Consider the following 16,399-nt stretch of genomic DNA (forward strand, 5'->3'; position numbering starts at 1 on the left):
TCTGCACCTCTTCGTGCTAGTTATCGTGAATTGCGCTGACGGCGGCGGCGCTGGTCGAACCAGACCGCGGCGATGAGGACCGCGCCGACCGCGATCATCTGCCAGAAGTCCTGCACCTGCGTGATGTTGAAGCCCTTCTTCAACACCGCCGGGATGAACACGCCGATCACCGTGCCCAGCACGGATCCGACGCCACCGAACAGGCTCGTCCCGCCCATCACCGTGGCGGCGATGGCGTTCAGGTTGTCGGTGGTGTGCGCCGAAATCGTAGTCGACGCGTAGTAGGCCAGCGACATGAAACCGGCGACGCCGGCCAGGAACCCGGTCAGCAGGTACACCTTGAGCAGGTGCGAGGTGACCCCGATCCCGGAGCGCCGCGCGGCTTCGGCGTTGGAGCCGACGGCGTAGGTGTAGCGGCCGAACTTGGTGGTGTGCAGCAGCCACGCGCCGATCAGCGTGATCACCACGGCCACCAGCACCAGGTTCGGCACCCCGCCGAGCGAAGTCCCGTAGCCCAGCGACTTGTTCAGCGCGGTCGGCACGCTGCGCACGTCCGAGCCGTTGTTCAGCAGGTACGCGGCACCGAGCGCGGCACCCATGGTGCCGAGCGTGACGATCAGCGGCGGGATCTTCGCCACCGCGATCAGGAACCCGTTGAGCAGGCCCCACAACGTGCCCGCGACCACGGCGGCGATCAGCCCGACCGTGATCACGCCCCAGCCCGCGCCGGTCGCCTGGCCGTTCGGGCTCAGCGCTTCCATCGTCTTGCCAGCCACCATGCCCGCGAAGATCAGCACCGAGCCGACCGACAGGTCGATCCCGGAGGTGATGATCACGAACGTCATGCCCACCGAGAGCACCAGCAGCACCGAGGTCTCGATGAGCAGGGTCTGGAAGGTGAACAGGGTCGCGAACTCGGCCGGCCGCAGCGCGGTGAACACGATGACCAGCGCGAGCAGCACCAGCGCGATCCAGAACGTGTTCGCCGAGACCAGCCTCGCGCCGAGCGGCCGCTTTTCGAATCCCCCCGTACCGTCTACTTCGGACTGTACGGAGCCGGACGGCTTGGTCGCCATCGTCACGCCGCCTCCTCTTGCGTCAATGCGCCCGTCATCGCGGCCACCAGGTCTTCGAGCGTGGCGTCCTTGGCTTCGAACCGCGCGACGCGCTTGCCGAGGCGCAGCACCTCGACGCGGTCGGCGACCGAAAGCACCTCGGGCATGCTGTGGCTGATGAGCACCACGGCGATGCCCTCGTCGCGGACCTTCTTGATCACGTCGAGCACGCGCTCGGTCTGCACGACGCCGAGCGCGGCGGTGGGCTCGTCCATGAACACCACCTTGCTGGCCCAGGTCACCGACCTGACCACGGCCACGCTCTGGCGCTGCCCGCCGGACAGCGAGCCGATCGGCACCTCGGTGCTCTGCAGCGTCACGCCGAGCCGCTTGAAGTGCTCGACGGCCTGCCGTCGCATCTCCGCCTTGTCGATCATGCCGAGCTTGCCGAGGATGCCCTTGCGGTGGATTTCCCTGCCGAGGAACAGGTTCGCGGCCGGGTCCAGTTCGGGTGCCACCGCGAGGTCCTGGTACACGGTCTCGATACCGAGTTCGCGCGCGACGGTCGGGGATTCGAGCGTGACCTTTTCCCCGTCCAGCACGATGTCGCCCGAGGTCGGCTGCTCCGCACCGGACAGGCATTTGACCAAAGTGGACTTCCCGGCACCGTTGTCGCCGATCAGCGCGGTCACTTCACCGGCGCGGGCCTGGAAGGACGCGCCGCGCAGCGCCTCGACCGAGCCGTAGCGCTTGGTCAGGTTCCGCGCGTCGAGCAGGATCGTCATCACGAGCTCCTTTCGGGAGCGGGCGGGCGGCAGCGGATCACCGTCAGATCGCCGGAAAGCTCGGCCTGCCCCGCCGCGTGCGGCACCACGAAGGTGTCGCCCTTGGACAGTGCGGTTTCGCCGCCGTGCTCGGTGCGGAGCGTGCCGCTGCCTTCGAGCACGACGAGCACCGCGAACGACGGGTCGAGCGCGAGCGGGCCGTCCGGGCGGAGCTGGTCGGCGCGGAAGAACTCCTCCGAGCCAGCCGCGAGCAAGTCCACAGTGGACGAAGAGTCGCCAGCGGTGCGCTTCACGATCCCGCCGAGGCGGTCTTCGTCCCAGCCGGACGTGTCGAGCGCGCGAAGAGCGGTGTCGAAGCCGAGCCCGAGGTGCCCCTTTTCGGGGCTGTCGAGGAAGTTCCGCCACTCGATGGTCAGCGAGAAGTCCGTCGGCTGCTGCAGCTCGACGACGAACACGCCTTCGCCGATCGCGTGCGGCAGGCCGGACGGGATGTACACGGTGTCACCCGGCGACACCGCGACGCTGTTCAGCGCACCGAGCATGGCGCCGGTGTCCTGGTCGCGAACCCAGTCCTGCACGGTCTTTTCGGCCACCGTCTCGCGGAAGCCCGGGTACACCCTCGGGTCGTCGCCGTAGGTGCCGATCACGATCCACGCCTCGGACTTGCCGAAGTGCGAGTCGAAGTGCTCGCGCGCGAACGAGTTCGACGGGTGGAAGTGCACCGGCAGGCGCTGGCCCGCGTCCAGCAGCTTCACCAGCAGCCCGGTGGAGTCGGCGAACGCGGCGACGTGCTTGGCGCCGAGCCAGGACTCCGGCGCGGCGCGGACGGCGTCGCGCAGCCATTCGCCCGACGGCAGGCGCGTGAGCCCGTTGGTGTCCTGGCCGAACAGCGTGGTGGTGGAGCCGACCCAGTCCTCCGGGCCGAACTTCTTCTCCGATGAGGACGCTCCGCGCAGTGCCGCGATGGCGTCGCCGCCGCGGTAGAACTGCGGCGGCTGGTTGGCGGGAAGCCGGACCGGTTCACGAGGCCCCGTCACGGAGCCACCTCCCCGGAACCGCGGGCTACGAGATGCACGGGCAGAACAACCTTTCTCGGTGCGGACTGATCTCCTTGGATGCGGGCGAACAGCAGCTCGGCGGCCGCTTCGCCGAGCGCGCCCACGTCGTGGGCGATGACGCTGACCGGGGGATCGAGCAGATCGGCCAGCTCGAAGTCGTCGAAGCTGATCATCGCGGGGCGGCGCTCGGCGTGCGCGAGCGCGCGCAGCAGGTGGACCGCGACCCGGTTGTTCCCCGCGACCACGGCGGTCGCCGGATCGGGCCCGGCGAGCAGGGTCTTCACCGCGTCGGCGACGCTGTCCGGCGTCGGCGTGCGCATCACGACGAGCCGTTCGTCGTAGCCGATCCCGGCGCGGGCGCAGCCCTCGCGGAAGCCGCGCAGGCGCTCGGCGGCGGTGTAGATGTCCGGGCTGTCCGCGAGGAAGGCGACGCGGCGATGACCTCGCGAGACGAGGTGCGTGACCGCCTGCACGGTGCCGCCGATGTTGTCGACCAGCACGGTGTCGGCCACGATGTCGCCAGCAGGGCGGTCGATGAACACCACCGGCGTACCCGCGCGCATCTCGGGCACCAGGTACCCGTGCTGCATCCCGGCCGGGACCACCAGGATGCCGTCGACCCGGCGCGCGCAGAACTCGAGCGCCAGCTCGCGTTCCCGCTCGCGCGTCTCGTCGGACGAACCGGTGAGCACCTGGCGGCCGTAGGAGGTCGCGATCTTCTCCACCGCGCGCGTGAGCTCCGAATAGAACGGGTTGCCGACGTCCTCCACGATCAGGCCGATCGTGCCGGTGGTCGAGCCGCGGCGCAGGTTGCGGGCACCGAGGTTGCGCCGGAACCCGAGCTGCTCGATCGCCGCGATCACGCGCTCGGCGGTGTCCGGGTGCACGGCGGGCTCGTCGTTCACCACGCGCGACACCGTCTTGATGCTGACGCCGGCGAGCCGCGCCACGTCACTCATCGTGGCGCGCCTGCTGGCCGGCTTCCTGCCGTCAGGCGACAACGTTGTCATAGTGCGGCAGATTGAACGCCACGGACGGGCGGCCTGTCAATGCCCGATTCGCGACTCGGGGGATTTTCCGGTGCGAACCGTTACGGCATCCGGTTGACCTCACTGTCCGGAATCGGACAGGCTCCCACCGCACCCTTGACCTACCGGTTACCCGCTGCCCAAGGTGGCCCGCATCAGCGATGTGCGCGACAAGGTTGTCAGCGTCGATCTCGGGGGCTCGTCCGGTGACCTGTTCGCGCCGAACTGCAGAGAGGCGATGGCTGAGATGGCTTTGAAGCTGTCCAGAACGCGGGCGGGCGCGCTACTCGCGGCGGCGGTGGTGATGGCGGGTTCGGCGGTCGCGGCCGTGCCCGCGGTCGCGGCACCGGACGTCGTCGGGGGCGACCTGGCACAGGGTGATTTAGCGAAGTTCGTGAACCCGTTCGTCGGGACAAGGCCCGGCGGCGAGGACCACGGCACCGGCGGGGGCGCGGGGAACACCTTCCCCGGCGCGGTGGCGCCGTTCGGCATGGTCCAGTGGAGCCCCGACACGGTGAAGGCGCAGCACGGCGGCTACTTCTACGACGACAACCGGCTCAAGGGGTTCAGCCTCACGCACCTTTCCGGCGCGGGCTGCTCCACCTACGAGGACATCCCGTTCATGCCGTTCGCCGGTGAGGTCACCACCTCGCCCGCGACCGACCCGTCCCGCTACACCGCGTCGTTCTCGCACGCCAACGAGCAGGCGACCCCCGGCAAGTACTCGGTGAAGTTCGACAGCGGCGTCGGCGTCGACCTCGCCGCCACCCAGCGCACCGGCTCCGGGCGCTTCACCTACCCGGCTGGCGCGCCGTCGACGCTGCTCGTCAACACCTCCGGCTCGGTGATGGGCACGCAGGACGCGCAGATCAGCATCGGCAAGGACAGCATCAGCGGCTGGGCGACCAGCGGGAAGTTCTGCGGAAGCGATTCGAGCTACCGCGTGTACTTCCACGCGAAGTTCGACACCCCGTTCGCCTCGATCGGCACCTGGAAGAACGGCGCGGTGACCCCGGGAAAGAACACCGAAACCGGTGGTGCGGCGGCGAAGGTCGCCAAGCCGAGCGCGAACACGGCGCGCGCCGAATCGCTCAAGCCGACCGACACCACGGTCAGCGGGCCGGGCAGCGGCGGCTTCGTGACGTTCGACAACCTCAACGGCGCCGAGGTCAACGTCCAAGTAGGACTGTCCTTTGTGTCCGTCGACGGCGCGAAGGCGAACCTGAAGGCGGAGAACACCAAGCGCTCCTTCGACGCCGTCGCCGCGGGGGCGCGCAAGGCGTGGAACGACAAGTTCAACCAGATCCAGGTGGCCGGTGGCACCGACGCGGAGCGCCGGAACTTCTACACCGGTCTCTACCACTCGCTGATCCAGCCGAACGTGTTCTCCGACGCGGACGGGAAGTACACCGGGTTCGACGGGCGCGTGCACAGCGCCGAAAAGGGCCACGCGATGTACACGAACTTCTCCGGCTGGGACATCTACCGCTCGGAGACCCAGCTCCTCGCGATGCTCGCGCCGAAGGAGACCTCGGACATCGCGCGGTCGATGATCGCCTACGCCGAACAGGGCGGGTCGTGGGACCGCTGGACCGTCGCGAACGACTACACCGGCGTGATGAACGGCGATCCGTACCACATCATCGTCTCGACCGCGTACGCCTTCGGCGCGCGTGACTTCGACGCGAACAAGGCGCTACTGCTGATGTTGCGCGGTGCGACGCAGCCGACGAAGGGCTACACCGAACGCCCCGGTCTTGAGGACTACATGAAGCTCGGGTACGTGCCGGGTGCCGGTGCGGACACGCTCGAATACACCAGCGCGGACTTCGCGATCGCGCAGCTCGCGCGCAGGCTCGGCGATTCCGCGACGCACCAGACGTTCATGAAGCGCGCCCAGAACTGGCAGAACCTGTACAACCCGGCCACCTCGCATCTCCAGCCGCGGCAGGCCTCCGGTGCGTTCTCGTCGCCGTACGACCCGGCGAGCTCGGCTGGCTGGGTCGAGGGCAACGGCGCGCAGTACGACTGGATGGTGCCGTACAACGTCGCCGGGCTCACCACGGCGTTCGGCGGCAACCAGGCCGTGACGTCGCGTTTGGACACTTTCTTCACCAAGCTCAACGCGGGCACCAAGGAGCCGTACGCGTTCCTCGGCAACGAGCCCAACGCGAACACCCCGTGGCTATACGACTTCACCGGCGCGCCCTACAAGACGCAGTCGATCGCGCGGCGGGCGATGAACGAGCTGTACAACCCGAACCCCGAGGGCCTGATCGGCAACGACGACCTCGGCCAGATGTCCTCGTGGTACGTGTGGGCCGCGCTCGGCATGTACCCGGAGATTCCTGGCCGCGCCGAGATGGTGCTCAACTCACCGCTGTTCACCAAGGCCGTAATCACCACCGGGCTCGGCAAGAAGATCACGATCAACGGCAAGGGCGCGGCGACCGGTTCGCCGTACGTCACCGGGCTGAAGGTCAACGGAAAGGACTACTCGAAGCCGTGGCTGCCGGAGGCGCTGATCTCGTCGGGTGGCACGCTCGACTACACACTTTCGTCCACACCGGACACGAAGTGGGGAAGCGCGCCGTCGGACGCGCCACCGTCCTTCCACGAGAGTGAGACCGCGAGCCTGTCCTTTGTGGATCCGGCGAGGGTGGTCGCGCCCGCGGGCAGCACTGCCAAGGCTTCGGTCGGCGTGCAGGACCTGTCCGGCACCGCGCGCACCTGGAAGTACAGTACATCCACTGTGGACGGAATCACGGTCGCGCCTTCTTCAGGGCAGATCGAAGTCGCGGCGGGTGCGAAGGCGCGCGCGGACGTCACCGTGACGGTTCCGCCCGGTACCAAGGAGGGCACGCACCAGATCCCGGTGACCTTCACCGCGGCCGGGCAGCCCGCCACGACTGCGGTGCTGACCGTGCTCGTCGCGGAACCGGGAAGCTGGCTCGCGGCGGTCAACAACGCGGGTATCTCACCGGACGCGAAACCGGCGGCGGCGAACTTCGATGGCGGCGGCTGGAGCTACTCGGCCGACGCGCTGGCCGCGGCGGGCGCCAACCCCGGCGGCACCGTGACGGTCGACGGGCTGGCGTTCAAGTGGCCGGGCACCCCGCTCGGCGAGCCGGACAACGTCGTCGCGAGTGGACAGACGGTGACCGTGTCCGGCTCCGGCAAGCTGTCGTTCCTCGGCTCCGGCACGAACGGCAAGGCCTCGGGCAGCGTCACCATCACCTACACCGACGGCAGCACCGGCAAGGCGGACATCGGGTTCTCCGACTGGACGCTCGGCGGTGGCGGCGACCAGCCGTCGTTCGGCAACAAGATCGCGGTGACCACGCCGTACCGGAACTCCGGCGGCGGTTCGCCGCAGCAGATCAAGACGCACGTGTTCGCGACGGCCCCGATCGCACTGGCCGCGGGCAAAACCGTGCAGAGCGTGACCCTGCCGACCTCGGTCTCGGGCGGCGCACTGCACGTCTTCGCCATCGCGATCGGCTGACCTTCAGGACCCAACGCCCCGAAGGTGACTTTCCGGGACCTAGATGCCCCGAAGGTCACTTTCGGGGCACGAGCGTCGTGATGCCGCGTACCGGCGGCGGCACGAGGGCCGAATTTGTGGCGCTAGATTCCCCGAAGGCCACCTTCGGGGACAGGTGACGAGGCGATAGCCCGCTGCGAGGGCCGAGTTTGAGGCGTTAGATTCCCCCGAAGGTGGCCTTCGGGGCATGTGTCGGGAACCCCGAGGTCACGCGAGGGCCGAGAAGGGGACATCGGATGCCCCGGAGGTCACCTTCGGGACATAGCGCGAGAGGAACCCATGCGGAAGAAAGTTCTCAGCGCGGTGCTCGCCGCGGCGATCCCGGTGACGTTCGCCGTCCCGGCCGCCTCGGCGGCGCCGAGACCGGGCGACGCGCTCGACTCGGTCAACACCTTCATCGGCACCAAGGACGACGGCAACACGTTCCCCGGCGCCTCGGCCCCGTTCGGGATGACGCAGGTCAGCCCGATCACCACGCACTACGCGGGCTACCAGTACGACGACACCGCGATCCGCGGGTTCGGGCACTTCTTCCTCTCCGGGGCGGGATGCTGGGAGCAGGGCGGGCTCGTGTCGACCCTGCCGACGACGGGCACCGTCGCGCCGGGCGGTGACTTCGACACCGCGAAGGCGGGCACGTTCGACCACAAGAGGTACGCGTCGCCGTACACGCACGACGGCGAGGTCGGAAAACCGGGCTACTACAAGGTGCGCCTCACCGGGTATGGCGGCATCGATGCCGAAACCACGGCGACCACGCGCACCGGCGTCGAGCGCTACACCTTCGACAAGGGCGGCGCGGCCAACGTGTTCGTCAACGTCGGGCAGGCCAACGACAAGGAACCGGTGAGCGCCAGCAGCATCCGCGTGCTCGGTGACCGGACGGTGGAAGGGACCGTCGAATCGCAGGCGTTCTGCGGCGGCAAGCCGTACACGACGTACTTCACCACCACCTTCGACAAGCCGTTCAAGTCCTTCGGCACCTGGTCGCCGACCGGCGGCACCCCCGGCTCGCGCGAGTCCGCGGGTGCCGCGGGCCTGCGCGGCTCGTGGCTCACCTTCGACACCGGCAAGGACAGCCAGGTCACCGCGACCACGGCGATTTCCCATGTGGACGCCGACGGCGCGCGCCGCAACCTCGCCGCGGAGGGCACGAGCTGGGGCAGGCTCAACCCGTTCGACAAGGTCCGCGACGCCGCGCAGCGGACCTGGCGCAAGGAACTGTCCACAATAGATGTTTCCGGTGGGGTCCCGGACGACCGCACGGTCTTCTACACCTCGCTCTACCACTCGCTGCTCCAGCCGTTGACCGGCAACGACGTCGACGGCAGGTACCGGGGCTTCGACGACAAGGTGCACTGGGCGATCGGCTGGACCTACTACGAGTTCTTCTCGTTGTGGGACACCTACCGCTCGCAGAACCAGCTCCTCGCCCTGATCAGGCCGGACCGCGCGCGCGACATCGCGCGGACCGTGCTCGCGATCCACGACCAGGGCGGCTGGCTGCCGAGATGGGCCTACGCGAACCAGGAGACGAACACGATGACCGGGGACCCGGTCACCCCGTTCCTGGTGGACCTGTGGCGGTTCGGTGCGCTGAAAGGCTTGGAGGGCAAGGCTTTCGACGCGCTCAAGCAGAACGCGGAGCAGATCCCGCCCGCCGCGTCGCCGTTCCAGGGCCGGTCCGGGAACGCGAGCTACCAGGCGAACGGGTGGGTGCAGTACGACCCGGACTTCCCGAAGAAGGGGCAGGACACCGATCCGAACCACGGCGCGTCCGCGACCATGGAGTACTCCCTCGCCGACTGCTCGCTTTCGGTGATGGCCAAGGGAATCGGGCGGAACCAGGACGCGAAGGCACTCGCCGAACGCGGCCTGAACTACCGGAAGCTGTGGGATGCTAGCGTGTCCGACCGGGGCTTCACCGGCTTCCCCCGGCCGAAGGTCACCGGCGGCGACTGGTACAGCCCGAAGGACAAGCCGTACACGCCGCAGGGCCAAGACGGGTTCCACGAAGGCACCGCGTGGCAGTACCAGTGGCTGGCGCAGCAGGACGTGCCGGGCCTGGTCCAGCGCATGGGTGGCAAGGAACAGACGGGTAAGCGGCTCGACGATTTCTTCGCCTATTCGGATCTGCTCGCCGACCCGAAGAAGACCGCGCACGAAAAGTGGGTCATCGGCCCTTACGATTACTACAACCAGTTCCGCTACAACCCCAACAACGAACCGGACCTGCACTCGCCGTGGATGTACACGCTGATCGGCCAGCCGTGGAAGACCTCCGCGGTGGTGCGGGCGGCGCACACCCTGTTCACGAACGCGCCGGACGGGGTCACCGGCAACGACGACCTCGGCACCATGTCGGCGTGGTACGTGTTCAGCGCGCTCGGCATGTACCCGGCGGTCCCGGGCACCGGGCAGTTCGTGCTGAACGCGCCCCGCTTCTCGCGCGCGGTGGTGCACCTGGAAAACCACCGCGACATCGTGATAAACGCGGGCGGCGCCGACGCGTCGAAACTGCAGTACGTGCAGAACCTGCGCGTGGGCACCGGCTGGTCGTCGAAACCGAGTGACCAGGCGTACGTCAGCGTGGAGCAGCTCACGAGGGGCCTCACACTGGACTACGGCCTGACCACCGACGCGGCCAAGGCCACCTGGGCCACGAGCCTGCGGGGCGCACCACCGTCCCCCTGCGGAAGCTGAAGTCCCACCGGGGGCGCCGAAGCGATCCTTCGGCGCCCCCGGTGCGTTCTCTGCGATGATGTCCGGTGACTTGACGTCATCGGGGCGATCGTGAGGGGCGGACCATGGCCGTGGAGCTGGCGGAGCTGATCGGGCAATTGCGCGCCGAGCTGACCGAGGCCATGCGCGCGGGCGCCGACGCCGACCTGCGCTTCGAGGTGGGGCCCGTCGAGCTGGAGTTGTCCGTGGCCGTGGCGAAGGAGGCGACGCCCGGCGCGAAGGTGAAGTTCTGGGTCGTCGAAATGGGCACCGACGTCAAGGCGTCCTCGACCACCACGCAGAAGATCAAACTGACCCTCGATCCGCGTCCCGCCGCCGAGCCCGGCGCGAAGGCGCTGATCTCGGGCGCTGAGGTCGATGGCGAGCGATGATCGCCACGGCCCCGTGCGCGAGCGCGTGGCCGAACTCCTCGTCGCCACCCCTGACGGGGGTCGGCGCGGTTCCGGCTACCGGATCACCGATCGCCTGGTGCTGACCGCCGCGCACGTGGTGGCCGGTGCCGCGTCGATCATCGTCCGCTTCGAGGCCGATCTCGCGGGCGAGTGGTCCGTCGAAGCCGAGCCGCACTGGTGCGACGCGGACGCCGATCTCGCTCTGCTGACCATCGAGCCATGCGCCGGAGAAGCCGCGATCGATCCGGCGCCGATCGGCATCGTCGGCGGCACGGCGGAGGCACTCCCGGTGTGCGCGGTGGGCTTCCCGCTGTGGAAGCTGCGTCCGGGCGAGGGGCCGTTCCGCGATTCGCACCAGATGCTCGGCACGGTCGCCCCGTTGTCGAACTGGCGCGAAGGGACTTTGGAGGTCACCGCGTCGGCAGGCGGACCGCCGGGTTCGTCTGCCGCGGTTCGGCGCGGTGTTTTCGCGGCGCCGTGGGAGGGCATGTCCGGCGCCGCCGTGTGGTCGGGCAAGCACATCATCGGCGTCATCGCCAGCCACTACCCCGACGACGGATCCGGCAGGCTGGCCGCCGCGCGGATCGACCCACTACCACCGATTCCCGGCGAACCGTCGCCACGGGAGAGGGCCGGTTCGAGTCCCTCGCCGGTGATGAGCGCCTATCGCGAGCAGCTCAAGGACATCGCGCCGATCGAACTGGTCGGCAGGAAGCGGGAACTGGGCGAGCTGTACTGGTTCTGCCAGGGCGATGAACCCTACGCGTGGTGGGAAGCGGGCCCGTGGACGGGAAAAACGGCCCTGCTGTCGACGTTCGCGCTGCAGACGCATCCCGATCTCGACGTGGTGTCGTTCTTCATCACGCGCCGGTTCGCGGGCCAATCCGACAGCGAGGCCTACACCGAGGCGATGATCGAACAACTCGCCGCCGTCGCGGGCGAGCCGGTCAGCCCGACCGGCGCGAAGCACGGCTACCTGCTGCACCTCCTGCGGAAGGCCGCCGATCGGTGCGTTCGATCCGGCCGCGTGCTCGTACTGGTCGTGGACGGCCTCGACGAGGACACCGGCCACGGGACCATGCCGAGCATCGCGTCACTGCTGCCGAAGGATCCTCCACCCGGCGTGCACATCGTCGTCGCGAGCCGCCCGAACCCGCCGCTGCCGGACGACGTGCCTGATAACCATCCTTTGTGGACGGTGCAGCGCCGCGCGTTGCGCACGTCGGAGTTCGTGCAACGCGTCGAACGCCAGGCGCGACAGGAGCTGTCCAGGTGGATCGTGAACCCCGGGCTGCAGCGCGATGTCTTCGGCCTCATCACGGCCTCGGGCGGTGGCCTCACCCGAAAGGACCTGTTGGAGCTGACCGGTCAGCTCCCGGTGCGGCTCACCGTGCTCCTCGGCGGCTCGATGGGCCGGAGCCTCGACTCGCGCAGCCAGTGGGAGTCCGTGATCGACCGGCCGCCCGAAGACGCCTTCCTGTTCGCGCACGAGACCCTCAAAGAAATCGCCGAGGAGCAGCTCGGCCCCGAGGTGGCGAAGTACCGCGAGCAGCTCCACGAATGGGCGGACGGCTATCGCGAACGCCGCTGGCCCAGGGACACCCCGGTGTACCTCCTGCGCGGCTACCGCAGGCTGCTCACCGAAACCCGGGACCTGGACCGCCTCTACGAATGCGCGATCGACCGTGCACGCCACGACCGTATGCTCGACCTCACCGGCGGCGATGCGCTGGCGCTGTCCGAAGTGACCGCCGCGATCGAACTGCACGCCGCCGCTGAGCACCCGGACCTGACCCGGTTGATCATCATCGCCGTGCAACGCGCCGACCTGTACAGGCGTAGCGGCAATTTCCCGCCCGCGGTGCTCGGCCTGTGGGCGAGGCTCGGTCAGGTAAGCAGGGCTAGGACATTGGCGGCGGGAATTGTGGATCCCGAAGACCTCGTCGCGGCGTTGAGTCATATCGCTGCGGCAGCAGCGCACCGAGGCGACGACAGCCTGGCGAAAGAAGTTTTGGAGCAGGCCCTAACTGCACGGTTGGACATAATGCACACCGACGACCAAGTCGAATCGTTGTTGAAGACCACGCTGCTGCTGGCGGAGGTCAACCGTGTTGATATCGCAGTGCTGGCGATCGATGAACTGAAGGAGATCGCAAATCGATCATCAAGCGAACAGGTGGCCTCGTTCATGGCTGGCTGCTGGGGGCGGGCCTTCGACCCGTACAGCGTGGGCATGTCCGCGCTCATCCGGAACGACCGGCACGGCACGTTAGCCGATTTTACCTCGACAGACCTAAGTCTACTGCCCGGTATGGCGGCCGCTGCTACAGTCGCAGGGGACCTCGATCGTGCTCGGGCAATTGCCGTAAAAGCTAGTGAGTTCTCGGGACGAGAGCATGTTTCCGCATTGATCGCCTGCGAGTTGGCTGCTGCGGGTGAACCATGCCAAGCCGCACAGATGCTGTCGGAGATCGTCGACAGCGGTGACCGTTTCGACGTCCTGCTCAGTGTGGCGGACTCTTGGGTCAGGTCCGGCAATCGGACACGGGCATGGGAATGCTGGCACGAAGCGGCCGTGATCGCCGATCACCTCGGCTACCTCGACCAGTTCCGGTTGCGCGTGGTGGAGGCTGAGCTATGTGCCGGAACGAACTCCCAGATGCTGGCTCACGGAACATTGGTGGCGCAGTTCCGCAAGCGGTTCGGTGCGGACTTCGCCGCGAAGATGGACCTGTGGTGCCGCTCATTGGTCGCCCGCATGACTGAGGGTAACCGAGCGGGAGCGTGGGCGCAGGCTGCCGAGATAAAGGCCAACGCGTGGATAGATGGTCCCGGACTCGTCATCGATGCCCTTGTTTTGCTTGGTCGCGCGTGGGCAATAGCGGGAGATGACAGCGCGGCTGCCGAGGTCGCGGTGACGGTTGAGCGCCAGATCCGGGGCGACGTGTCCTGGAGGAAGGACTCACGAATTCGCTCGGAACTGGCGCTGGGGTTGTTAGAAGGCGGCGATGTGGATCGTGGCCTGTCTGCGGCGGTGCATTTCAATGCGTTTACCGACGCGGTTGTTGATTATCTTCTGTGGAACGGCAAATGGAATCGGATCCTTCAGTCCGCCGGGCAGATTGATAACCTTGAAGAACGTCTGAATTTGCTACAGCAGGTGGCAGAATTCGCCATTCTGGAAGACAAGCTGGACCTACTTGCCGATGTATGTGAGTTGGCTGCGGTGAAAGCCGACGACGACGATCGTTCCTTCGGCTCGATGCTGGTCGCCGACATCATGACGATCATGAGCGGGTGCGAGGTGGAGAGTAACCGAATCTTGAGTTCGGCTCAGTTTAGGAGAAAGCGCGGCTTAAAAAGTCGAGCGTCATGTTACTTCGAAAATACCGGTTTGCCAACCGAAACTGACTATCTGCAGACCGAGGCCGAGCTGGTGGAACACCTCGTCACCGTCCCCTCGCCCCTGCTGGGTACGGCGGGTCAGATCAACCTGCCCGCGCTGCAACGGGCGTTCGACTTTCTGATCAGCCGAGAGTGACCGGCAGGGATTCCAGGCCGCGCATCAAGGTGCTGTGCCGCCAAGTCAGCTCCGACGGATCCACCGCGAGCCGCATCGACGGGAAGCGCGCGATCAACTGTCCGAACGCGACTTCCGCCTGCGCGCGGGCCAGGTGTGCGCCGACGCAGTAGTGCACACCGTGGCCGAAAGCCAGGTGTCCGGCCGTCGACCGTCCGATGTCGACGGTGTCGGCGTCCGGGAATCGGGTGGCGTCGCGGTTCGCCGAAACCAGGGCGATCACGACGAATTCGCCTTCCGGGATGGTGACGCCGCCGATCGTCACTGCCTCGTCGGTGAAGCGGAACGTGGCGAAGTTGACCGGGCCTTCGTAGCGCAGGAACTCTTCGATCGCGGCGGGCAACAGGGATGGGTCGTCGCGCAGGGCGGCGAGCTGCGCCGGGTTGGTCAGCAGGGCGAGTGTGCCGTTGCCGATCAGGTTGACCATGGTCTCGTGCCCGCCGACCAGGAGCACGAAGACCATGGCGCGCAGTTCGTCCGCACTGAGCCGGTCGCCGGATTCGCGGGCTTCAACCAGTGCGGAGATCAGGTCCTCGCCCGGCGCTTTTTCTTTGGCGGCAACTAAAGCGTCGATGTAGGACACCATCGCGGTGGACGCGGCGGCGAGGTCCTCATCGGACACACCGGTGTTCAGCAGGGTCGCCGACCACGCGCGGAAGTCCGACCGGTCGCCTTCCGGGACGCCGAGCAGCTCGCAGATCACGGTGATGGGCAACGGGTACGCGAGCGCGTCGACCAGGTCGACCACTTCTCCCGTCGGCATGACGTCGAGCAGGCGCTCGGTGATCTCCGCCATGCGCGGCCGCAGGCTCGCCACCCGGCGGCTGGTGAACGCCTTGTTCACCAGCTTCCGCAGCCGCGTGTGATCCGGCGGGTCGGTGTTGAGCATGTGCGAGTTCAGGAACTCGGTGATCACCGGCGCGGAGTTGGTTTCCTCCGCCTGCCGTGCGGAAAGTTCTTGCTGGCGAACGGAGTTCTTGAGCAGCCGGGGATCGGCCAAAGCCGCCTTCGCGTCGTCGTACCGGCTCACGATCCACACCCGCAGCCCGTGCGGGAGCAGCGCGGGCGCCACCGCGACGTCCGCGCGCAGCCGCTCGTACAGCTGGTGGGGATCCCGCAAGAACTCCTCGTCGAGCCGGATCGGTTGGGTCGTCACGAATTCGCCTCCAGAGCGCGCGTTCCCGGCGCGCATCGTTCCCGCAGTTCCGCAAGCTGGTCAGGGGGCAGTGTTCGCGCGCCGCCGCGGCGCCCGCGGTCGAGCAGCGCGCGCCCGGCGTCGAGCCACGAACCGATCGGGTCCACCCCGACGAATCCGGCGAGCCGGGACAACTCGGCGCGTGGGTCGTCGAGAAGGTCCTCAAAGGACAGTGTAAGCGCCGGAACCACGGCGAGATCCTGTACGGCGTCGATGACGAGCCGGGACCACAGGTCGCCGAACTCGGCCAGCGGCAGCGGTTGCGCCAGCACCGCGGGGTCGAACGACGCGCTCGGCACCTTCGCCAGTTCGGGCGGTAGCGAAGCGATGTCCGCCGCGGTCAGCTCGGGCATCGCGGCGACGCCGGTCAGCTCCTTGATCCGGTTTTCCAATACCACCAAGCGAAAACCGGGATGCCTGCTCATCGACAGCGCGCAGTCCGGCCCGTCGCGGACCATGTGCACGAGCTTCGCGGCGGGGAACCGCTTCGCGAGCGTGGTGATCCACTGCAGGGAGAAGCCGGAGCGTTCGATCGCCACCTGCCGCCCGAACCGGTCGCACAACCAGCCGAACAACGCTTCGTAGTGCTCGGAAACCGGCTGTGACGGCCACGACGGGACCACCGCGGTCAGCTCGTCGAACAGGGCGTCCGGCTCGTCGGTGAGATGCGGCAGCACCATCGCCGAAATCGCCGGGACACCGGAACCCCCGGTGAACCTGCCTCGCCGGTACAGCAGCTCCGGGACCGGCGTGCCGTCGCGGAGCATGGCGTCGAAGAACGGGTTCGGCGCCGCGAGGAGCCGCCAGAACTCCTCGCCGCTCAGCTCGCCGTCGGGAAAGGTCCCCGGTGCCAACGAGGACAGCAGTTCGTTCACGCTCAGCACATCGGGGTGCAGGGCGAGCACTCTGGACAGCGCGGTGGACCCGCACCGCCCGGTGCCGACGACGAAGTGCGCGGCTGGACCGGTCATAGCTGCCTTTCTACCGCGCTCACCCGTTTGCCGCTGAAACAGCGGAAGA

General features: G+C 67.8%; 10 protein-coding genes. 4 read left to right on the plus strand and 6 right to left on the minus strand.

Annotated features, from left to right (window positions below; all coding sequences use genetic code 11):
- Positions 1 to 20: 20 nt before the first annotated feature.
- From HUW46_RS31330 to HUW46_RS31345, 4 genes are read right to left on the minus strand one after another with little or no spacing between them, the layout of a single operon-like run.
- The gene (locus tag HUW46_RS31330; RefSeq protein ID WP_215550220.1) at positions 21 to 1,076 is read right to left on the minus strand and encodes an ABC transporter permease; all 1,056 of its coding nucleotides are present in this window, start codon (positions 1,074 to 1,076) and stop codon (positions 21 to 23) included.
- Between the two features lie 2 nt (positions 1,077 to 1,078).
- The gene (locus HUW46_RS31335; RefSeq protein WP_215542371.1) at positions 1,079 to 1,843 is read right to left on the minus strand and encodes an ATP-binding cassette domain-containing protein; all 765 of its coding nucleotides are present in this window, start codon (positions 1,841 to 1,843) and stop codon (positions 1,079 to 1,081) included.
- Complete coding sequence (locus tag HUW46_RS31340) at positions 1,840 to 2,877, minus strand: class I mannose-6-phosphate isomerase (RefSeq protein ID WP_215542372.1); 1,038 nt, start codon at positions 2,875 to 2,877, stop codon at positions 1,840 to 1,842. Before HUW46_RS31340 ends, HUW46_RS31335 begins: the two co-directional genes overlap by 4 nt.
- Positions 2,874 to 3,857: a LacI family DNA-binding transcriptional regulator gene (locus HUW46_RS31345; protein WP_215542373.1), complete on the minus strand. Its 984-nt coding sequence runs from the start codon at positions 3,855 to 3,857 to the stop codon at positions 2,874 to 2,876. The genes HUW46_RS31340 and HUW46_RS31345 overlap by 4 nt, the downstream gene beginning before the upstream one ends.
- 307 nt (positions 3,858 to 4,164) lie before the next feature.
- Between HUW46_RS31345 and HUW46_RS31350 the strand changes: the two genes are divergently transcribed.
- The 4 genes from HUW46_RS31350 (at position 4,165) to HUW46_RS31365 (ending at position 14,145) form a co-directional block, all read left to right on the plus strand.
- Positions 4,165 to 7,431 carry a GH92 family glycosyl hydrolase gene (locus HUW46_RS31350; RefSeq protein ID WP_254125065.1) on the plus strand — a complete coding sequence of 1,089 codons (3,267 nt, stop codon included), beginning with the start codon at positions 4,165 to 4,167 and terminating at the stop codon, positions 7,429 to 7,431.
- A gap of 318 nt (positions 7,432 to 7,749) precedes the next feature.
- Complete coding sequence (locus tag HUW46_RS31355; protein WP_215542374.1) at positions 7,750 to 10,173, plus strand: GH92 family glycosyl hydrolase; 2,424 nt, start codon at positions 7,750 to 7,752, stop codon at positions 10,171 to 10,173.
- Positions 10,174 to 10,277: 104 nt separating this feature from the next.
- Positions 10,278 to 10,583, plus strand: a complete 306-nt coding sequence (locus HUW46_RS31360; protein WP_215542375.1) for a trypco2 family protein — start codon at positions 10,278 to 10,280, stop codon at positions 10,581 to 10,583.
- Positions 10,570 to 14,145 carry a trypsin-like peptidase domain-containing protein gene (locus tag HUW46_RS31365; RefSeq protein ID WP_215542376.1) on the plus strand — a complete coding sequence of 1,192 codons (3,576 nt, stop codon included), beginning with the start codon at positions 10,570 to 10,572 and terminating at the stop codon, positions 14,143 to 14,145. Before HUW46_RS31360 ends, HUW46_RS31365 begins: the two co-directional genes overlap by 14 nt.
- On the opposite strand, the gene HUW46_RS31370 is transcribed toward HUW46_RS31365, so the two are convergent.
- Both HUW46_RS31370 and HUW46_RS31375 read right to left on the minus strand, forming a co-directional pair.
- Entirely contained in the window at positions 14,132 to 15,340 is a 1,209-nt protein-coding gene (locus HUW46_RS31370) for a cytochrome P450 family protein (protein WP_254125066.1), read from the minus strand. The two genes, HUW46_RS31365 and HUW46_RS31370, sit on opposite strands and share 14 nt — an antisense overlap.
- The gene (locus HUW46_RS31375) at positions 15,337 to 16,350 is read right to left on the minus strand and encodes a sulfotransferase family protein (RefSeq protein ID WP_215542378.1); all 1,014 of its coding nucleotides are present in this window, start codon (positions 16,348 to 16,350) and stop codon (positions 15,337 to 15,339) included. Before HUW46_RS31375 ends, HUW46_RS31370 begins: the two co-directional genes overlap by 4 nt.
- Between the last annotated feature and the right edge of the window lie 49 nt (positions 16,351 to 16,399).

This window comes from Amycolatopsis sp. CA-230715, from assembly GCF_018736145.1.
GTDB lineage: Bacteria > Actinomycetota > Actinomycetes > Mycobacteriales > Pseudonocardiaceae > Amycolatopsis.